The sequence below is a fragment of the Streptomyces sp. RK9 genome, assembly GCF_045070545.1.
Lineage (GTDB): Bacteria > Actinomycetota > Actinomycetes > Streptomycetales > Streptomycetaceae > Streptomyces > Streptomyces alboflavus.
Genome location: NZ_CP173703.1, coordinates 4,668,594 through 4,688,056 on the forward strand (window position 1 = coordinate 4,668,594; position 19,463 = coordinate 4,688,056).

The window sequence follows — 19,463 nt, forward strand, 5'->3', positions numbered from 1 at the left end:
CCATCGAACTGAAACCTTTCATGACGGCCGGTCCGCCGGCGTCGCCGCTCGCCCGCCCGCACCCGTCGAGGAGCCCCCATGAGCCACCCGGCCGACCCGGGCCCGACCCCGGTCCTCGCCCTGGAGGGCGTGTCCAAGTCCTTTGGCGCCGTGCGCGCCCTGCACGGCGTGTCGCTCGCCCTGCTCCCCGGCGAAGTGCACGCCCTCGCCGGGGAGAACGGCGCGGGCAAGTCCACCCTCATCAAGACCCTCGCCGGGGTGCACCGGCCCGACGCCGGACGGCTGCTGCGCGACGGCGCCCCCGTCTCCTTCCCCGGCCCCGCGGCCGCACGCGACGCGGGCATCGCCGTCATCTACCAGGAGCCCACCCTCTTCCCCGACCTCTCCGTCGCCGAGAACATCCACATGGGCCGCCGGCCGCGCCGCGCCCTCGGCCTGCTCGACCGCCGCGCCATGCGGGCGTCGACCGCCGCGCTCATGGCGCGTCTCGGCGTCGCCCTCGACCCGCGGCGCCCCGGGCGCGGCCTGTCCATCGCCGACCAGCAGATCGTCGAGATCGCCAAGGCGCTGTCCTGCGACGCCCGCGTCCTGATCATGGACGAGCCGACCGCGGCCCTCACCCGCAGCGAGGCGCACCGCCTCCTCGGCGTGGTCCGTGCCCTGCGGGAACAGGGCGCCGCGGTCCTGTTCATCTCCCACCGCCTGGAGGAGATCTTCGAGATCGCGCAGCGGGTCACCACCCTGCGCGACGGCTCCTGGATCGCCACCGAGCCGGTGGCCGCCCTCACCCAGGACGACCTCGTCCGCAGGATGGTCGGCCGCGACCTGGACGAGCTCTACCCGAAGCAGGACGTCGTGCCCGGTGAAGTCGCCCTGTCCGTGCGGCGGCTGACCCGCGAGGGCGTCTTCACCGACGTGTCCTTCGAGGTGCGGCGCGGCGAGATCGTGGGCCTGGCCGGTCTGGTGGGCGCGGGCCGCACCGAGGTCGCCCGCGCCGTCTTCGGCGTCGACCGGTGGGACGGCGGCGAGGTCGACGTGAACGGGCGGACGCTGGTCAACGGCTCCCCGTCCGCCGCCATGGCCGCGGGGCTCGCCCTGGTGCCCGAGGACCGCCGCGCCCAGGGCCTGGTGATGGGCATGTCGATCGAGCGGAACATCGCCCTGACCGGCCTGCGCACCACCGTGCGGGCCGGACTGATGGACCGCCGCGCCGAACGACGCCGCTCCGTCGACTGGGCCGTCAAGCTCCAGGTGAAACACGCCCGCATCGCGGACGCCGTCTCCACCCTGTCGGGCGGCAACCAGCAGAAGGTCGTGCTCGCCAAATGGCTCGCCACCCGGCCCGAGGTGCTCATCGTGGACGAACCGACCCGCGGCATCGACGTCGGCACCAAGGCCGAAGTGCACCGGCTGCTGGGGGAGTTGGCCGCCGACGGGGTCGCCATCGTGATGATCTCCTCCGACCTGCCCGAGATCCTCGGCATGGCCGACCGCGTCCTCGTCATGCACGAGGGCCGCATCGCCGCCGAGATCCCGAGGACCGGCGCCACCGAGGAAGCCGTCATGGCCGCCGCCACCGGGAGGACCGCGTGACGGTCACGACCCCGACACCCGCCCCCGCCGCGGACGTGCCGCCCTCCAGCAGCACACGGCTGGTCGACCGCGTCTTCAGGATGCGGGAACTCGCCATCCTGGCCGTCTTCCTGGTGATGATCGCGATCACCCAGGCAGGGAACAGCGCGTTCCTGTCCGAGCAGGGCATCAAGGACCTGCTCCTGAACGCCACCATCCTGGTGCTGGTCGCCACCGGCCAGGCCCTCGTCGTCATCACCCGCAACGTCGACCTGTCCGTCGGCTCGACCCTCGGCATCAGCGCCTTCGCCGCAGGCACCTACCTCCAGGGCGGCGGCAACACACTCGTCGCCGTCCTCCTGGCCGTCGCCCTCGGCATCGGCTGCGGACTCCTGAACGGCGCCCTGGTCAGCCTCGGCCAGGTCCCGGCCCTCGTCGTCACTCTCGGCACCCTGTACATCATCCGGGGCGTCGACTCGATCTGGGTCGGCTCCCGGCAGATCACCGCCGCCGATCTGCCCGGCGGGTTCGTGGACTTCGGCTCGGGCGGCATCTGGGCCGTCCCGTATCCGGCGCTGATCGCCCTGGCCGTCCTGGTCGCCACCGCGTTCTGTCTCAAGCACCTCGGCGGCGGCCGCGAGCTGTACGCCATCGGCTCCAACCCCGAGGCCGCGCGCCTGGCCGGCATTCCGCTGCGCACCCGCGTCCTGACCGCCTACACCGTCTGCGGCGCCCTCACCGGACTCGCCGGCGCGCTGTACCTCGCCCGCTTCGGCAACGTCGACTCGGGCACCGGCACCGGCTACGAACTCACCGTCGTCAGCGCCGTGGTCGTCGGCGGCGTCGTCTTCACCGGCGGCTCCGGCAGCGTCTACGGAGCGGCCCTCGGCGCCTTGCTGCTGACCTCCATCAACAGCGTGCTGCCCGCCCTCGGCGTCAGCTCGGTGTGGGTCATGGCCATCAACGGCACCCTGCTCATCCTCGCCATCGCCGTCGACCGCGTCGTGGCGCGGCACGTGGCCCGCGCACTCCACAAGAGGGCGGCGGCGAACGCAAGGAGCGGCCACCATGCGTAGGACCACCACCGGGCTGCCGAAGCCCGGGGCCCCGACCGGACCGCCGCTCGGCGGTGCCACAGGATCGCGGTCGGCGAGCGCTGTCCGCTGGGACACCGTCGTCGGCGCCCTCCTCCTCGTCGTCCTGCTGCTGTCCTTCGGCTTCGTCGACGGCTTCGGCAACAGCCTCAACCTTTCGTTCCTCATCGGCAACACCCTGCCCATCGCCCTCATCGCCCTGCCCATGACGCTCCTCGTGGTGTCCGGGGAGATCGACCTGTCGGTGGCGTCGACGGCGGGACTGTCCGGGGCGGTCCTCGGCGCCCTGTGGAACCAGGGCATGGCCATCGAGGCGATCGTCCCGCTGTGCCTGCTGCTCGGCGTGGTGTGCGGTCTCGTCAACGGCCTCCTGGTGACCCGGCTCGGCCTGCCCTCCCTCGCCGTCACCATCGGCACCCTCGCCGCCTACCGGGGCATCGCCCAGATCGTGCTCGGCTCCGATGCCGTCAGCGACTTCCCCGCCCCGTACCTGGACTTCGCCGCGGGCCGCATCGGGGACACCTTCGTCCCGTACGCCCTGCCGCCCTTCCTCGCCCTGCTCGCCGTCGCCGTGGTCACCCTGCACGCGACGCCGTTCGGGCGCTCGCTGTTCGCGGTGGGCGCGAACGAGGAGGCGGCCCGCTTCACCGGTGTCCACGTCAAGCGGCACAAGCTGTGGCTGTTCGTGGCCTCCGGGTTCATGGCCGCGCTCACCGGTGTCTTCTGGGCCCTGCACTACGCCAGCGCCCGCTACGACAACGCCACCGGCCTCGAACTGTCCGTTGTCGCGGCCGTCCTGCTCGGCGGCATCGACTTCGACGGCGGCAAGGGCACCCTCGGCGGCGCCCTCGCCGGTGTCTTCCTGCTCGGCACCCTGCAGAACGTGATGAGCCTGCTCGACGTCTCCGCCCAGTCCCAGATCGTCGTCACCGGAGTCCTGCTCGTCCTCTCTGTGCTAGGCCCGCGCGCGGCACGCCAGTTCGCCCAGGCCCGGGCGGTCCGCAGGGCCGCGACCGAGCCCGTCGCCCCGCCCGGCGGCGCCCCGCCCGCCCCCGGCACCGGCTGAGCACCCGCCCCCGACACGCGTCACCCCTCGACACGCGTCACCCCCGAAGGGAACCCGTCATGCCCCGAGCCACGCTCCGCCGTGCCTGCCGCGCCCTCGCAACCGTCACCACCCTCACCCTCGCCGCGACCGCCTGCGGCGGCACCACGAAGGACGACGTCAAGAACGAAGCCGCCCCGAGGGCCGCCGCGGGCAAGGCCGACCCCGACGCCGCCCTCAAGAAGGACCTGACCGTCGCCTTCCTTCCCAAGCAGGTCAACAACCCGTACTTCACCGTCGCCGACAAGGGCGGCGAGAAGGCCCTGAAGGAGCTCGGCTCGACGTACAAGGAGACCGGCCCCAACTCCGCCACCGACACCAGCGGCCAGGTCTCCTACGTCAACACGCTCACCCAGCAGCAGGTCGACGCCATCGCCGTGTCCGCGCAGGACCCCGGCTCGCTGTGCACCGCGCTCAAGCAGGCCAGGAAGAACGGCATCAAGGTCGTCACGTACGACTCCGACACCGGCCCCGCGTGCCGTGACGCCTTCGTCTCGCAGGCGAGCGCCGAGGACCTCGGCCGCACGCAGGTGCAACTCCTCGCGAAGCAGCTCGACCACAAGGGCGAGATAGCGATCCTGTCGGCCGCGCAGACCGCGACCAACCAGAACACCTGGATCGACTTCATGAAGGACGAGCTGAAGGACCCCAAGTACAAGGACATGAAGCTGGTGAAGACCGTGTACGGCAACGACGACCCGCAGGCGTCCTTCCAGCAGACCCAGGGACTGCTCCAGGAACACCCCGAGCTGGCCGGGATCATCTCCCCGACCACCGTCGGCATCAAGGCGGCCGCCCAGTACCTGTCGGGCTCCAAGTACAAGGGCAAGGTCGCCCTGACCGGCCTCGGCACCCCCAACGACATGCGCGAGTACGTCACGAACGGCACCGTCGACGCCTTCGAGCTGTGGGACCCGGCGAGGCTCGGCGCGCTCGCCGCGCACACGGCCGTCGCCCTGAAGTCCGGCCGCATCACCGGCAAGGAGGGCGAGACCTTCAAGGCGGGGGCCCTGGGCACCTTCACCGTCGGCGAGGACGGTGTGGTCAACCTCGGCAAGCCGACCGTCTTCGACAAGAGGAACATCGACGACTTCGACTTCTAGGCCCCGACGACCGGCGGCCCGCGCCCTGCGGCCGGTGGGCCACGGCGGCGTGCGGGAGCGCCCGTTAGCCTGGGCTCTTCCGCACGGAACGACACGGAACGACATCGAACTACGCAGCACTGGAGGTCCCGGCCCGATGGCCCGGCTCGTGGGTATCAAGGACATCGCGCACGCCGCCGGAGTCTCCGTGGGCACGGTCTCCAACGTGCTCAACCGGCCCGACTCCGTCTCGCCCGCGACGCGCGCCCGCGTCCAGGCCGAGATCGACCGGCTCGGCTATGTGCGCAGCGAGTCCGCCCGGCAGCTGCGGGTCGGACACAGCCGCATGGTCGGCCTGCTCGTCCTCGACATGGGCAACCCCTTCTTCGTGGACATCGCCCGCGGCGCGGGGCGCGTCGCCCGGGCCGCGGGACTCGGCGTCATGCTCTGCGACAGCGAGCAGGACCCGGCCGAGGAGGCCGACTACCTCGCGCTCTTCGCCGAGCAGCGGGTGCGCGGCGTGCTGCTCACCCCGGCCGACGCGACCGGCCGCACCGTCGAGGCGTTCCGTCGCCACCGCATCCCGTTCGTCCTCGTCGACCGGGTCGCCGATGCCACCTCCGAGTGCTCCGTCTCCGTCGACGACGTGACCGGGGGTGCCCTCGCGGTGCGCCATCTCCTCGACGCGGGCCACCGCTCCCTCGCCTACGTCAGCGGCCCGCCCGGACTCCAGCAGGTGTCCGACCGCCGCACCGGCGCCCTCGACGCCCTGGCCGCGGCGGGCCTGCCCCCCGACGCGCTGCGCGAACTGCCCACCGAACGCCTCGACGTGGCCGCGGGACGGGACGCGGGGGCGCGCCTGCTCGGCCTCGCGAACCGGCCCACCGCTGTCTTCTGCGCCAACGACCTGCTCGCCCTCGGCGTCCTCCAGTCCATGTACACCGCCGGGGTGCGCGTCCCCGACGACCTGGCGATCGTCGGCTACGACGACATCGAGTTCGCCGCCGCCGCGGCCGTGCCCCTCACGTCGGTGCGCCAGCCCGCCGTCACCATGGGCCGCATGGCCGCCGACCTCCTCCTGGAGGAGATCGCGACGGAGCCGGACGGACCTGCCCACGCGCACCGCTCGATCGTGCTCGACCCGGAGCTGGTGGTGCGGCGCTCCAGCCTGCCCTCACGTTGAAACACCGCGCCCGCCTCCAACGAATCGCAGACTCTCCCCATGGAATGACGCCTTAGGCTGAATCGCTCTCGGATCCGGCCGGGCGCAGCACGAGCAAAGGGGTGGGCATGGGGGAACTGGACGGCGGGACCGCACTGGTGACGGGCGGCTCGCGCGGGATCGGGCGCGCGGTCGCGCTGCGGCTCGCTGCCGAGGGGGCGCTGGTCGCGGTGCACTACGGCAGCAACGACGCGGCCGCTGCGAAGACCGTGGCGCGGATCGCCGAGGCCGGCGGCCGGGCGTTCGCGGTGCAGGCACGCTTCGGCGAGAGCGGCGCAGTGGACCGGCTGTTCGACGGGCTCGCTGCCGGGCTCGCCGAGCATGGGGTGGACGGCCTGGACATCCTGGTCAACAACGCGGGGATGCACTCGGTCAGTTCGATCGGACAGCTCACCGAGGAGGAGTTCGAGCGGCTGCTGGCAGTCAACGTGAGCACGCCCGTCTTCGTGGTCCAGCGGGCGCTGCCGCTGCTGCGGGACGGCGGGCGGATCGTCAACGTGGGCTCGGCGTCCACCCGGATCGCGGACCCCCACCAGATCGGCTACACCGTCACCAAGGCGGCGCTGGCTGCCCTTGGCCCGTCGCTCGCCAACGAACTCGGCCGACGCGGGATCACCGTGAACACGGTCGAACCGGGAGTGGTGCTGACCGACATGATCGCCCACTACGCCGAGGTTCCCGAGGCGGTGGCCGCACTCGAGTCGATCACCGCGCTCGGACGGATCGGCCAGCCGGAGGACGTCGCGGACGTGGTGGGCTTCCTGGCGGGACCGCAGGGGCGCTGGGTGACCGGCCAGACCATCGACGTGTCCGGCGGCACCTACCTCGGACCGATCACGCCCGGGTGATCCGCCGCGGGCGCGTACCGGGGCCGTGGTGTCGGTATGAGCCGCCTCAGCGAAGGGGCTGGTCCTCCCGGCGCGTAGGCAGCCGAAAGGACCGGCACTCGACGTCGGCCGCTCCGCTCAGGGCCGCCCGCGGAAGTCCCACTCCCCGTGCGGCGCCCGGAACACCACGAACCCGGGCTCCGCGCGCACGAACTCCGCGCCCTTCGGGGCCTCGGCGGCGGCCCGGGACGCCGCGGGCACATGGACCTCGGCCGTCGCGCCCACCGGCACCCGCACGGTGAGCCGGACGACCTTGTCGACGAGCGACCAGGACACCGCCGCCCGGCCCCGGACCGTGCGCACCTCCGTGCGCGCCCAGTCGACGCCGACGCGGGCGTCGGGCCGGACGGTGAAGGTCCGGTAGCCCTCGTCGCCGGGGCGCAGGCCCGCCACGTTCTCGTACAGCCACTGCACGCAGGTGCCCAGGAAGTAGTGGTCGCGGGAGCGCGAGTCGAGCTCCCACATCTCCCACATGGTGTCGGCGCCGTGGTCGAACCAGTGGCCCCAGCTCGGGTACGTCCGCTGAGTGGCGAGGGCGTGCGCGACGTCGGAGTGGCCCTGGGCGCTGAGGGCGCGCAGCAGGACGCTGGTGCCGAGGGCGCCGGTGTCGAGGTGGTTGCCGCGCCTGTCGATGTCGGCGACGAGGGAGGCGGTGACAGTGGCCCGCGCCCCGGCGGGGACGAGGCCGAAGGCCAGGGGGAGGCAGTTGCTGGTCTGCCGGTAGCCGGGGTCCTTCGCCGTGCGGTAGTGCCCGTCGGGGCCGAGGAAGGCCGCGTTGAAGGCGTCCTTGAGTTTCGCGGCGGCGGTCAGGAAGCGCTCCCGTACGTCGTCCCGGCCGACCAGCGCGGCCATGTCCGCCGTGTCGGTGAGTCCTCGGTGCAGATAGGCGGTCGCGGTCAGGCGGGTGTCCTCGGGCGGGATGCCGCCGGGGTAGCCGGGCGGCAGCCAGTCGCCGAGGGCCGTGACCGCGAGGCCGTCCTGGAGCCGGTCGAGCTCCCAGTCCAAGTACCTGACCAGGGCGGGCAGATGCTCGCCGACGACGCGCTCGTCGCCGTACACCCGGTACATCTCGCGCACCACGAACGGATACACCGTGGTCCACTCGGGCGCGGGCGCCAGCTCGCGGTAGCCCCAGCCGCCGCTCGGCACGATCACCGGCAGCTGGCCCGCGCCGTTCTGGCTGTCCCGCAGGTCGCCGAGCCACTTGGTGAAGAACCGGGGCATCCCGAGCGCGTACGCCATGACGGGCGCGCCGAGCTGGGCGTCGCCGGTCCAGCCGTTCTTCTCGAACATCGGGGTGTCGGTGGGGATGCCGTGCAGATTGTTCAGGACCGTGCGGCGCATGGCGCGTTCGAGCTGCTCGTAGAAGGGCTCGGAGCAGCGGAAACCGCCGGTGGCGCCCACCGCGGAGTGCACCACGCGGCCGACCACCTCGTCCGCCGTCGGCTTCCGGGGCAAGCCGCTGATCTGCACGTACCGGAAACCCTTGTACGTGAACCGCGGCTCCCACACCTCCTCGGCGCCGCCGCCCGCGCAGACGTACTCGTCGGTCTGGCAGCGGCCCGCCGCGTTGCCGTTCTCGGCCCGCACACTGCCGTCGTCCTTCAGCCGCTCCCCGTGCACGAGCCTGATGGTGGTGCCCGCCCCGGCCCGCACCTTCAGGCGTGTCCAGCCCGCGAGGGTGCGGCCCATGTCGACGACCCAGTCGTCGCCGTGCGCCGTCACCGACACCGGCCGCACGGTGTCGACGACCTCGATCGCCTCGTGCGTCTGCGCGCGCAAGGTGCCCTTCGGCGGGTCCTGGCGCACCGGCCGCTGCCAGCCGCTGTCGTCGAAGCCGGGCTCGGTCCAGCGCCCGGGGTGCTCGCGGGCGTCGTACGTCTCGCCCGCGAAGAGGGAGTTGAAGCGGGTCGGGCCCTCGGCCATGCGCCAGGAGCCGTCGGTGGCGACGGTGGTGCGGGAGCCGTCCCGGTGGTCGATCTCCAACTGGGCGAGCAGGCGCGGCTCGCCGTGCCACGGCGGCTTGTTCCAGTTCCAGGCGTTGGACGTCGTCATGCCGTGGAAGCCGCGGCCGAGGGTGACGCCGATGGCGTTGGCGCCGCCGCGGAGCAGGTCCGTGACGTCGTGGACGGCGTACAGGACCGTCTCGTCGTAGTCGGTGAAGCCCGGGTCGAGGACCTGGCGGCCGACCCGGCGGCCGTTGATCTCGGCCTCGTAGTAGGCGAGCCCGCTCAGGTAGAGGCGGGCGCGGCGCACCGGCTTGCCGACGGTGAATCCGCGGCGGAGCAGTGGCGCGGGGAGCTCGGGGACGCGCACCTGGACGCCGTCGCCCCAGGGGCCTTCGCCGTACGGCGCGAGCGCTTCGGCCGTCGGCCAGGCGCTGTCGTCGTGGTCGGGCCGCTGCCAGCCGTCCCGTTCGGTGGTGGCGCACCGCCATCCCGGGCCGGTGACCAGCGTGTGCGTGCCGTCGCCGGTCTCCACCAGGAGGCGGACGAGCAGGCCCGCCGGGTTCGGGCCGCCGCCGCGGTTGGTGGCGCGGGCGGCGACCACGACGCGGCTCCCCGCGCCCTTGACCTGCTCCGTCACCTCGGCCAGCTGGCCGGAGCGCCAGGCGTCGGTCTGCTCGGCCTGGTGCAGGACCTGCTCGCCGTCCACGTACAGCGTGAAGTCGTCGTCGGCGGTCGCCACGAGGCGGGCGGCGGACACCTCGGCCCCTGCGGGCAGTTCGAGGACGCCGCGGAACCACATCGTGCCCGCCGGGGCGTCCTGCCGCGTGGACCCGGGCGCCCAGATCCACGAAGCGCCGTCGAACCCGGGCGGCTTCGGCGGCGCCTCCGCGCCGATCCAGTGCCCTTGCCAGGCGCCGTCCGCCAACGCGGTCTCCCACCAGCGGGACCTGCTCCAGGCGGACGCCCTGCCCCGCGCGTCCCAGACCCGCACCTGCCAGTGATAGCGCGTACGGGGTGTGAGCGCGGGCCCGCCGTAGGGGATGTGGACGGTGCGCGCGGAGGCGACCTTCCCGGAGTCCCACACGGTGCGCCCGTGCGCCGCGTCCGCGTCGAGCGTGACCCTGATCCGGTACGCGCTCTGCCGGGCGCCCGTGCCCGGTGCCGACAGCTCCCAACTCAGCCTCGGCCGTGCGACATCGGTGCCGAGCAGCGTCTCCGCGTACTCGACGGTGGTGCGGTCGATCCGCAGCACGCCTTCCTTCGCGCCGCCGTCGCCGGGCTCGGCAGCGACAGCGGCCGCCGCACCGGGGCCGAGGCCGATGACACCGGCTCCGGCTCCCGCCGCGGACGTTCTGAGGAAGGCCCGGCGGTCCCAGGCCCCGCCCTGGCTTGTCGCACGTTCGTTGTCCATCGCTCGCCCCTCGGCTGGTGAACGGTCGGCCGTGACGGAGTGAAACGTGAGGATATGAAACGTTTCAATTCCCCGGTGAGTCGATCCTAGGACGGAGGGCGGGGCCACCTCAAGGGGCGTGCGGGACCCGGGAGTTGGGGCGGGCGTTGCCGATGGGCGGGGCGGGGTCAGTCCGGCAGCAGGTGTGCCACGAGGGTGCGGGTCCACTCGGGGGTGAGCGGCTCGTCCGTGAAGACGCCCCGGTAGTAGAGGGGGGCGAGCACGGCGTCCGTGGTGCGTTCCAGGGTGGGGGGCTGCCCGCCCCGGGCCCGCTCCCGTTCCAGGATGGCTTCGAGTTGTTGTCGGCCGGGACCGACCAGGCGCTCATGGACGCCTGCTTCGAGAAGATGGTCGCGGTGCGGCAGCCCGCGGGCCTGCGCGCCATCGAGGGCCTGGTGCACTGGGACATGGACGCGGCGCTGCGCGAGACCAAGCAGCCGATCACCGTGTTCGCCGTGCGCGACCTGGTGACGCGGGGGGCGAACGACCGCTACGGCGACCGCTTCGACATCGTGCCCGTCGACCTCGGCACCCATCACTTCCCCGTGGAGGCCCCCGAAGCCACGGCGAAGCTGCTCGCCGACGTGCGGAACCGATGAGGCGGCGGTGTGGGCCGCGGGGTCACCACGGCCCACACCGGAAACGCGTCAGTTGAACACCCGCAGTACCGCCCGGACCACTCCCGTCACTCCGCGCGCGATCCACCCGAGCAGTCCCGTTTCCACGGCCAGTTCACCGGCCGCGGAAACGGATTCACCGGTCGACTCCGCACGGCACCTGGAGCAGGAGCGGGGCCAACGGCGCTTTTGCGCACCGCACTTCTTGCATATCGCCATGATCCCATTCTGCCCTGCCGCCGTCCCCTTCCGCGGATCGCCTCCCATCAGAGGAACCCCCCTTAGTGTGCGCGGAACGTAATTCGCGATGAAACGCGAACACCGGACCAGGCACTCAGTAAGCTGAATTCCCGTCCCGACGGCCGGAATCAGGGAGCAGGGGAGGTGCCTGTGCCCCCGGATGCGTACGCCTACGACAACACCGCCCACCGGCAGGAGTGGCTGGAACTGGCCGGCCGGGCACAACACGTCATCCGCCTGGGCACGACCTGGATGCGGACGCATCGCCTGGCGGACTTCGACGCGTACGCGTACGCGGCGGCCCAGTACCTCCCCGGGCACACCGCCTTCGAGGACCGTTGGCAGCGCCGCTCGCCGGGTCCCGGCCTGCTGCCCGTCGTGGTCGAACGCCATGACCTGGTGATCCCGCTGGTGCAACAGCACGAGATCGCGGCGGCCCATCACGCGGTCGCCGGGCGGACAACCGACGCACGACGACTGCGGCAGGCAGCCGGAGAGCTGGCCGCCCGTCACCTCGACGACGTGGAGCGGGCCGAGCACTACGAACGGGCGCGCGCCGGGCACCTCTTCGCCGAAGGCCGGGTGGGCGAGGCCACCGCGCTGTCCGAACGGACGGAAGCCCTGCTGATCCGGCACGACAGGTCCCTCCAGGCCGCCAACGTGCGCCTGGACCGCGCGAGGTTCCTGCGCGAACTCGGCGACCGGACCAAGGCTCTCGGCCTCCTGGAGACCTTCGAGCAGGATCTGCTGGACGGCCTGCCCGGCGGGATCCCGGACAGAGCGACGGTCGAAGCCGCGCAGGCCGCCGCGGCCGCACACATCCAAGGCGGCGGAGAGGGCTCCGAACCGGTCCGCCGGGCCGAACGGATGCATCGCCTGCGGGAACTCGTCATCCAGCTGTGGGACCTGAAGTCATGGCTCCTGACCGAGCTGGAGAGATATCAGGAAGCCACCGAACTCGCCCACGGCAAGCTTCCCTACCAGCGCGACCACGGCATGGAGGCCGCCGGGCACCTGCACCTGGCGTCTTTGGCGTGGCGGCGCGGCGACCTGGCGGCAGCGGGCGACTGGCTGAACCAGGGTGCGCCGGCCTTCGAGCAGGCTCCGGACGAGACAGCGGACTTCGCGGGCGTCGGCCTGTACTCCCAGCGCCCCGCCTACTGCTTGATGCGCGTCCGCGTCCTCGCGCAGGACGCTCCGGGCGAGGCGCTGCGCTGGAGCGACGACGGCCTCGCGGCCTGCGAGGCGCGCCCGCAGCCCGAGTCGGAGTGGCGGCTGCACGCCGAGCGTGCTCGGCTGCTCGTCCGCGCGGGCCGACCTGACCAGGCCCAGGCCTCGTACGGGCGGGCCGTGCGCGTCATCGACCGGCGGCGCCGCGTCTCGGCCGGTCTGCGCTGGGACAGCCTGTATCTGATGGACCGGCTCCCCGTGCTGCACGAGGCGCTTGACCTGGCGGTCGAACGCCGGGACGCGCCCGCCGCGCTCCACCTCGTCGACCTGCTCAAAGCCAGGGCGTTCGCTGCCCGCCTCGCCCTGGCCCACGCGGAGGGCCCGGCGAGCGCCGCGCCCTCCGCCGACGAGCGGCGCCTGGCCGAGGTGACCGCGGACCTCAACGCCCTGGAGTACGGGCCGCTGACGGGGCCCGAGACCACCGCCGCCGCACAGCGCCGGGCCGAGGCAGCCCGTGAACTGCGGGCGAAGCGGCGCAGGCTGGTGGAGGGCATCCGCCGCGGGGACCCGCGCTGGCGGTCCATCACGGAAGCGGAACCGACTGACCCGGAGGACGTCGTCGGCAGGCTGATCGAGCGGATCTGCCGACCCGCGGCTGACGGTGGCGTCGGCGCACGTGGGGCCGCGGGCGCGGTCGAGGGCGCGGTCGCCCCTCTGTCCCGGGCTGCGCTCTCCCTGTACCGCCGTCCAGGACGGATCGTGTCCGTCCTGGTCAGCGACGGTGGCGTGGACGTCGCCGCCCAGCCGTCCAGTGACGGGACCGAGCGGGCCCTCGCCGCCTTCGCCGCCAACGCCCGGCTGGGCGACACGGCACAGCGTCGACTGCTCGACTTCTCCACCGCGTTCACGCAGTCACTCGAAGACCTCGTGCCCCGGTGGCTCGCCGAGAAGGCGCTCGGCGCGCGGACTCTCCTGGTGTCGCCGCACGCCGACCTGCACGCGCTGCCCTGGTCCCTGCTCACGGCGTGCGGGCAGCCGCTCGTCCGGCACACCGCGGTCGGCGTACTCCCCAACCTGGCGTGCCTGGCGACGCTGGATCGTCCCCCCGCGGCCTCGACGCGCGCCGCCCTCGTGGGCGCGCCCCGCTACCCGGAACACTTGGGCCTCGAACCGCTGCCCGACGCCGAGCGCGAGCTGGGGGACCTCGAAGCGCTCTACCGTCCGGCCGGACTCCTCGCGCGCACCGCACGCGGGCCGCGGGCCGAAACGCGCAGGCTGCTCGACCTGCTGGCACGCCAAGGCGGCAGCGGCACCGTCCTGCACCTCGCCTGCCACGGCGCCCCGGCCGTCCGCGACCCCTACGAGGCGGGGCTCATGCTCGCGGACGGCAGGCTCGGCATCGCCGAGCTCTCGACGCTGCGCGTCCGGTTCGACGAGGTCGTCCTGCCGGTGTGCGGCAGCGCCCTGCGCCCACGCGAGAGCGCACGCTCCCGGGACCGGGTTCCCCTCGTCGGCGACGACGCGCTCACCTTGGTGCACGCCTTCCACGAGGCGGGCGCGGCGTTCGTCCTGGGCAGCCCGGTGCCGGTCGGCGACACCTCCGCCCGCGCCTTCGCCGTGGCCTGGCACCGCCACCGACAGCGCGGCACCCCGCTCGCTGCGGCCCGCGCGGCCGCCTGCGAACTCCTGGACTCCGGACGGAACCCGCCCTACGAATGGGCGGGCATGACCGGCTACGGATGCCGCTGACCGCGCACGCACACCGAGAGAACGATCGCCAGGAGCCAGGAGCCAGGAACCAGGAGCCAGGAGCACCGGGCAAGGAGGACGATGGACACAGAGCACGAGACAGCGGTCCCGGACGAGCCGGACCAGGACCACTCCGCCGGCCGCCCCGGCGAAGGCCCCACCCCGGACGAGGAACTGGAAGCGGCCCGCGGATATGTGGAGCCCCTGCCCGCCGACAAGGACCTGGAAGGCCTGGAGGAGGACGAGGACGAACTCCCGCCACCGTTCTCCGGCCCACTGTGACAGCAGGGAGCTGCGATGCCTTCCGGACTCGTCAGCCTGGTGGTGATGCTCCTCGCCGGAACGCCGGGTTACCTCTACCTGTTCTGCTACGAACGACGCACCCGCCGCGACGCCCTCAGCCCCGGCCGTGAGATCGCCGAACTCTTCGCCGTCGGAGCGTCAAGCACCCTGGCCGCCGCCCTCGCCGTGCTGTCCCTGGCCGAGGTCTGGAGCGCCCTGCTGCCGCTGGACGAACTGGTGGCGGGGCGCGCGGGCCTGCTGCGGGACCCATGGAAGACCCTGGCCACCGGCGCCCTGACCCTGGCGGCGAGCGCGGCCCTGTGCGCGGGACTCGGGCACGTGCTCGGCGGGCGCAGTGGCTACAGCGACCGCCACCGCTTCCGCCACGGCACGGTGTGGCACGGGGTGCTCACCGCGCCGTGCCACCGGCGCAGCCCCGGACAGCCACCCGTCCGCACCCGGCGCTTCGTCGCCGTCCACCTGATCGACGGCCTGAAGGTGGAGGGCTACTTCGAAAGCGTCTCCCTCGAAGTCGACACGGCATGGCGGGACATCTCGCTCGCCCACCCCATCGCGCTCACCCCGCCGGGCGGCACCCGTCGCCGGTCCACGGCGGCTTCGGTCATCATTCCCGGCGCTCTCGTACGACTCATAGAGTCCGGCCCGCCACCACTGCCCGACCGCCGGCTCCGGGACGGCCCCGGCGTCTAGATGTACCCCTCGCGCAGCGCGTACGCCACGGCGTGCGACCTGTTGCGCAGGTGGAGCCGGGTCGTGAGGCCGTGCATGACGTTCTTGACGGTGCGTTCGGAGTACGACAGCTTCGTCGCGATCTCGGAGGTGTCGAGGCCCTCGGCCACCAGGCGCACGACGTCGATCTCGCGGGGCGTGAGGCCCAGCGTGGTGCCCGGCTGGTCGGTGCCGCCGCGGTGGAGGCGCCCGACCTGGCCGATGAGGCGGCCGAGGAGGTCCGGCGGCAGGTCGCCGCCGCCCTTGGCGGTGGTCAGGACGGCCTGCACCAGGCGGTGCGTGGTGGCCTCACGGCGCCAGACGATGGCTCCCACACCGCACTCGATGACGTCGAGGAGCTCGTTCTCGCGGACCGTGCCGACGACGAGCACGGCACGCGTGCCCTCGCTGCGCACGGTCCGCCGCAGCCGGGCGAGCGCGGCCTCGTCGAGGACGTCCTCGATGAGCAACGCGACGGTGGCGGGCCCGGAGTCCTCGCACAGCTCGACCTCGGGGTGGCGGCGCAGCTGGCTGAGGACGCCCTCGCGGCTGATCGGGTCGGGCGCGGTGACGCTGACCTTGACCCGGGCGGCATGAGGCGCGGCGGGCGCCGAGGCCGCGGCGGCAGCCGAGGGCGCGGAAGGTATGGAGGGCACGAGGGAGACGGGGGACGCGGGGGAGACGGCGGACGCGGAGGGCACGGCGGACGGGAGCGACGCGGACAAGGGACTTCCTCACTTCTGCGGCTGAGGCTTCGGTGGTGCGCCGGGCGCCGCCGACACGGGGGATCGGCGGCGCCCGGGGTTCAGAGGGTCAGGAGCAGGGCTTGTAGAAGTGCTTCCAGCCCTTGGTGGGCATGGACGGCGGCTCGGCCGGGGTGCCGGTCTGGCCGTACTTCGTCTGCTGCTCGTAGACGTAACCGCCGGGGCCGCTGCTCCGCTTGGACAGCCGCACGTGCCGGTCCCAGGACCCGTCACCGGAGTTGTTGAGGATCGCGATGTCCGGGTACGCGTCGTCGTTGTAGTTGGCGACGCGCAGCTGCTTGGCCTCGCCGTGGTCGCCGATGTCGGAGTGCCGGGCCTGGGCGGAGCCCAGGTTCGTGCGCTTGAGCGGCCCGGGGCGGTACTGGGCGAGGCGCGCCGTCGCGGGGTCGTCGATGCCGGACGGCTTGACGATGTTGACGACCATGTCGAGCTTGCCGTCCTTCTGGAAATCGGCGACGACGGCGGTCGCGACCTCTCCGGGCTTCGCGCCGAGAAGCTTGTTGACCGACTTCTTCGAGCCGAACGAGCCGCTCGCCGTGCCCCACTGGACCGTCATCTTGGTGCCGGTGTGACCGGGGTTGGAGATCTTGTCCGGGCGGCCGTCACCGTCGAGGTCGCCGACCAGCGTCGTGGTGCCCGCCAGGCACGCGGCGGCCGCGGCGGCCTTGCCGGACTGTCCCGCACCGCCCGAGGACGACGATCCGGCGGCGCTGGCCTGGAGCGCGCCGGCGGTCAGGGTCAGGGCGACGGCCGCGACCGGCGCGGCGATCAAACGTGAGCGCATGCGTTGCATCTACGAACTCCCATGTCGTTACTGCTGAGCCGTGCTCGCTCATCGGGCCTGCCGCGGCGCCGCTCGCGGGAACGATCCCGGCGGGGCGTCCGGAGCTCTCGGACGAGCACGGAACGAGCTTGTCGGGTGATCCGCCCCAACGGCCAGGAAAATGGGGCAGTTCGGGACACTGGAACGGGAAAACAGGCCTTGACCTGCGGGAACGCTAGGTGCCTGGAACGCGAGGGTGGGACGCGTGGGGCACTCGGGGGAGGGCGGAACGGGCTGCCGGGGGGCGTCGGGGACGACGCGACCCCGGCGGCGCCGCGTCTAGTTCCGTACGTAGGGCGACTTCGCCGTGTCCTCGGAATCGGACGCGGACCGGCCCTCGGACTCGACGCCGGTCCCGGCCGCCGGCGCGGGCACGGGCGCGGCCTGTGGGCCCGCCTCACTGAGGCCGTACCGCCCGTGGAACGTCCGCAGGAAGCCGGGCGCGTACCAGGCGGAGCGGCCGAGGAGCCGCATCGCGGCGGGCACGAGCACACCGCGTACGGCGACGGCGTCGATGAGGATGGCGAGGCCGCTGCCCAGGCCGAACATCTGCATGAAGCTCAGCTTGGCCGTGCCGAAGGCGAGGAAGCTCACCGCGAGCAGGCAGGCCGCCGCGCTCACGATGCGCCCCGTGTGCCCGAGGCCGTCGGTCACCGCGGTCTCGTTGTCCGCGCCCTGGTCGTGGAGCTCCTTGATCCTGCTGGTGACGAACACCTCGTAGTCCATCGAGAGGCCGAAGGCGATGCAGAACATCAGGACCGTCATCGCCAGCTCCATCGGCTGCGCGGTGAAGCCGAGCAGACCGGAGAGGTTGCCGTCCTGGAAGATCCAGGTCATCACGCCGAGGGTCGCCCCCAGGCTGAGCATGTTGAGGACGAGGGCCCGCAGCGGCTGCACGACGCTGCCGGTGAACAGGAACAGCAGGACGAAGGTGGTGAGCACGACCAGGCCGATGGCGACCGGGAGCAGACCCGCGATGGAGTCCTTGGAGTCGACGAGTTCGGCGTCGACGCCGCCCACAAGGGGGTCGGAACCGGTGGGCGGGGCGAGCGTCCGGACGTCCTTGACGAGGCTCTGGGCCGCGTCCGACTTCGGTTCCAGGTCGCTCACCACGGTGATCCGCTGCGCGTCGGCGCGGCTGAGGGAGCCGTTGCCGGGGCTGTCCGCCTCGGCCCGTCCGCCGGTGTACGTTGCCGTGCCGGTCTCGACGCGGGCCACACCGTCGAGACCGGACAGCTCGGTCGCGTACGACGCCAGCGGGCCCTTGGCCACGGGCCGGTCGATGACGATGTGCAGGGCCGCGTCGTCGTTGCCGTCGAAGTTCTCCCGCAGGGTCGCCGAGACCTGGCGGCTCTGCGCGTCCTCGGGCAGCACCCGCTCGTCCGGAGTGCCGAAGGTGATGCCGAGCAGCGGGCTCGCCGCCACCAGCAGGACCGCGAGGACGGGCAGCGCGGTGAGCGCGGGCCGGCGCATGACGGTCCCGGCCAGCCTGCCCCACAGCGGCGCCCGGCCGTCGGCGCGGCGCGCCTTCGGCCACGGCAGCTTCCCGCTGTTGACCCGGTGCCCCAGGACGGCGAGCAGCGCGGGCATCACGAACAGGGTGCCGAGGGCCGCGACAGCGACGACACCGACTCCGGCGTAGCCGAACGAGCGCAGGAAGTACTGCGGGAACACCAGGAGCGCGGCGAGCGCGGCCGCCACGGTCGCGGCGGAGAACGCGACGGTGCGGCCCGCCGTGTGCACCGTCCTGCGGACGGCGTCGTCCACGCTCGCGCCCGTCGCGAGCTGCTCCCGGAAGCGGCTGATCATCAACAGGGCGTAGTCGATGGCAAGTCCGAGGCCCAGGGCCGTGGTGAGGTTCGTCGCGGTGTTGGAGACGTCGGTGATGCCCCCGAGGATGCTGAGCTGGGCGAAGGAGCCCGCGATGGCGAAGATGGCGATGGCGAGCGGCAGCAGTGCGGCGACCACGCTGCCGAAGACGAACAGCAGCAGCACGAGCGTCAGCGGGATGGCGATGGCCTCGGCGAGCAGGAGGTCGTCGACCACCTGGGTCGACATGTCGTTGCTGACAGCGGCCCCGCCTCCGGCGCGCACGCTGAGCCCGCCGTCGTGAGCACCGGTGTAGTCGTCGATGACGCTCTTGGAGTTCTTCTCGAACTCACTGGCGTCGCCCTTCACATGGGCGAGCACCATGGCTTCGCGGCCGTCCTCGGACCGGAGCGTGGGGCTCTTGGTGTCCCAGAACGAGACCACGTTCTCCAGGTGCTGATCCTTCTTGAGGTCGGCCACCAGCGCCCGTCCGCCGTCCCGGGCGGCCGGGGCGTCGACCCGGCCCTTGTCGGCGCGGACCAGCAGGACCAGGTTCGTCTCGCCACCGAACTTGTCCTCTATGACCTGCTCGGCCCGGGTGGACTCGGAAGCGGGGTCGTCGAACCCGCCGCCCTTCAGTTTGGTGAACGCGCCGCTGCCGACGGCACCCATGAGGGCCACAGCCACGACGGCGACGACGAGGATCAGCCGTGAGCGGCGAATCGCCAGTTCGGCCAGGCGGTCAAACACGCGAGGTCTCCTTCGCATAAGTGCGGTAACGCCGACGAAAGTCGACAAAGTCCAACCAAAGAGCCCGTAACGGGCCAGGGTGATGAGAGGAGTGGGGCGGGGCGCCCCATACGGGCTCCCCGTCGGTGGCGGCGAGCGGCCCGATGCCGAACCCCTCGCGCCGCAAACG

At 72.6% G+C, this 19,463-nt stretch carries 15 protein-coding genes; 10 read left to right on the forward strand and 5 right to left on the reverse strand.

Annotated elements, in window-relative coordinates; translation table 11 throughout:
• The first annotated feature begins 78 nt into the window (after window positions 1–78).
• From AB6L24_RS19195 to AB6L24_RS19220, 6 genes are all read left to right on the forward strand, one after another.
• Complete coding sequence (locus AB6L24_RS19195; RefSeq protein WP_405656723.1) at window positions 79–1,593, forward strand: sugar ABC transporter ATP-binding protein; 1,515 nt, start codon at window positions 79–81, stop codon at window positions 1,591–1,593.
• Window positions 1,590–2,648, forward strand: a complete 1,059-nt coding sequence (locus AB6L24_RS19200; RefSeq protein WP_405656724.1) for an ABC transporter permease — start codon at window positions 1,590–1,592, stop codon at window positions 2,646–2,648. The genes AB6L24_RS19195 and AB6L24_RS19200 overlap by 4 nt, the downstream gene beginning before the upstream one ends.
• Window positions 2,641–3,732, forward strand: coding sequence for an ABC transporter permease (locus tag AB6L24_RS19205; RefSeq protein ID WP_405656727.1), 1,092 nt, complete (start codon window positions 2,641–2,643; stop codon window positions 3,730–3,732). The genes AB6L24_RS19200 and AB6L24_RS19205 overlap by 8 nt, the downstream gene beginning before the upstream one ends.
• A 59-nt stretch (window positions 3,733–3,791) precedes the next feature.
• Complete coding sequence (rhaS, locus tag AB6L24_RS19210) at window positions 3,792–4,874, forward strand: rhamnose ABC transporter substrate-binding protein (protein ID WP_405656730.1); 1,083 nt, start codon at window positions 3,792–3,794, stop codon at window positions 4,872–4,874.
• Between the two features lie 136 nt (window positions 4,875–5,010).
• Complete coding sequence (locus tag AB6L24_RS19215; RefSeq protein ID WP_380848861.1) at window positions 5,011–6,036, forward strand: LacI family DNA-binding transcriptional regulator; 1,026 nt, start codon at window positions 5,011–5,013, stop codon at window positions 6,034–6,036.
• A 107-nt stretch (window positions 6,037–6,143) separates the two neighbouring features.
• Entirely contained in the window at window positions 6,144–6,923 is a 780-nt protein-coding gene (locus tag AB6L24_RS19220) for an SDR family oxidoreductase (protein WP_405656732.1), read from the forward strand.
• A gap of 117 nt (window positions 6,924–7,040) precedes the next feature.
• Here the strand turns inward: AB6L24_RS19220 and AB6L24_RS19225 are convergent, their stop codons facing one another.
• Window positions 7,041–10,322, reverse strand: coding sequence for a family 78 glycoside hydrolase catalytic domain (locus AB6L24_RS19225; RefSeq protein ID WP_405656733.1), 3,282 nt, complete (start codon window positions 10,320–10,322; stop codon window positions 7,041–7,043).
• A gap of 167 nt (window positions 10,323–10,489) precedes the next feature.
• Entirely contained in the window at window positions 10,490–10,762 is a 273-nt protein-coding gene (locus AB6L24_RS19230; protein WP_405656734.1) for a TetR-like C-terminal domain-containing protein, read from the reverse strand.
• Here AB6L24_RS19230 and AB6L24_RS19235 point away from each other — a divergent pair.
• The 4 genes from AB6L24_RS19235 (at window position 10,661) to AB6L24_RS19250 (ending at window position 15,130) form a co-directional block, all read left to right on the forward strand.
• Window positions 10,661–10,960, forward strand: coding sequence for a hypothetical protein (locus AB6L24_RS19235; RefSeq protein WP_405657240.1), 300 nt, complete (start codon window positions 10,661–10,663; stop codon window positions 10,958–10,960). The two genes, AB6L24_RS19230 and AB6L24_RS19235, sit on opposite strands and share 102 nt — an antisense overlap.
• 402 nt (window positions 10,961–11,362) lie before the next feature.
• Entirely contained in the window at window positions 11,363–14,137 is a 2,775-nt protein-coding gene (locus AB6L24_RS19240; protein ID WP_405656736.1) for a CHAT domain-containing protein, read from the forward strand.
• A gap of 81 nt (window positions 14,138–14,218) precedes the next feature.
• Window positions 14,219–14,419: a hypothetical protein gene (locus AB6L24_RS19245; protein WP_405656739.1), complete on the forward strand. Its 201-nt coding sequence runs from the start codon at window positions 14,219–14,221 to the stop codon at window positions 14,417–14,419.
• 15 nt (window positions 14,420–14,434) lie between these two features.
• Complete coding sequence (locus AB6L24_RS19250) at window positions 14,435–15,130, forward strand: DUF6338 family protein (protein ID WP_405656740.1); 696 nt, start codon at window positions 14,435–14,437, stop codon at window positions 15,128–15,130.
• Here AB6L24_RS19250 and AB6L24_RS19255 read toward each other — a convergent pair.
• The 3 genes from AB6L24_RS19255 to AB6L24_RS19265 form a co-directional block, all read right to left on the reverse strand.
• On the reverse strand, window positions 15,127–15,795 hold the full coding sequence (locus AB6L24_RS19255) for a LuxR C-terminal-related transcriptional regulator (protein ID WP_405657230.1): 669 nt from the start codon (window positions 15,793–15,795) through the stop codon (window positions 15,127–15,129). The two genes, AB6L24_RS19250 and AB6L24_RS19255, sit on opposite strands and share 4 nt — an antisense overlap.
• Before the next feature lie 166 nt (window positions 15,796–15,961).
• Window positions 15,962–16,696 carry an FG-GAP repeat domain-containing protein gene (locus AB6L24_RS19260; RefSeq protein ID WP_405656742.1) on the reverse strand — a complete coding sequence of 245 codons (735 nt, stop codon included), beginning with the start codon at window positions 16,694–16,696 and terminating at the stop codon, window positions 15,962–15,964.
• Between the two features lie 318 nt (window positions 16,697–17,014).
• Window positions 17,015–19,294, reverse strand: coding sequence for an MMPL family transporter (locus AB6L24_RS19265; RefSeq protein ID WP_405656744.1), 2,280 nt, complete (start codon window positions 19,292–19,294; stop codon window positions 17,015–17,017).
• Between the last annotated feature and the right edge of the window lie 169 nt (window positions 19,295–19,463).

Coding starts and splice junctions, on each gene's coding strand:
- AB6L24_RS19250 (WP_405656740.1), top strand. CDS start 14,435: ATGCCTTCCGGACTCGTCAGCCTGGTGGTGATGCTCCTCGCCGGAACG.
- rhaS (WP_405656730.1), top strand. CDS start 3,792: ATGCCCCGAGCCACGCTCCGCCGTGCCTGCCGCGCCCTCGCAACCGTC.
- AB6L24_RS19205 (WP_405656727.1), top strand. CDS start 2,641: ATGCGTAGGACCACCACCGGGCTGCCGAAGCCCGGGGCCCCGACCGGA.
- AB6L24_RS19215 (WP_380848861.1), top strand. CDS start 5,011: ATGGCCCGGCTCGTGGGTATCAAGGACATCGCGCACGCCGCCGGAGTC.
- AB6L24_RS19195 (WP_405656723.1), top strand. CDS start 79: ATGAGCCACCCGGCCGACCCGGGCCCGACCCCGGTCCTCGCCCTGGAG.
- AB6L24_RS19245 (WP_405656739.1), top strand. CDS start 14,219: ATGGACACAGAGCACGAGACAGCGGTCCCGGACGAGCCGGACCAGGAC.
- AB6L24_RS19220 (WP_405656732.1), top strand. CDS start 6,144: ATGGGGGAACTGGACGGCGGGACCGCACTGGTGACGGGCGGCTCGCGC.
- AB6L24_RS19260 (WP_405656742.1), bottom strand. CDS start 16,696: ATGCGCTCACGTTTGATCGCCGCGCCGGTCGCGGCCGTCGCCCTGACC.
- AB6L24_RS19225 (WP_405656733.1), bottom strand. CDS start 10,322: ATGGACAACGAACGTGCGACAAGCCAGGGCGGGGCCTGGGACCGCCGG.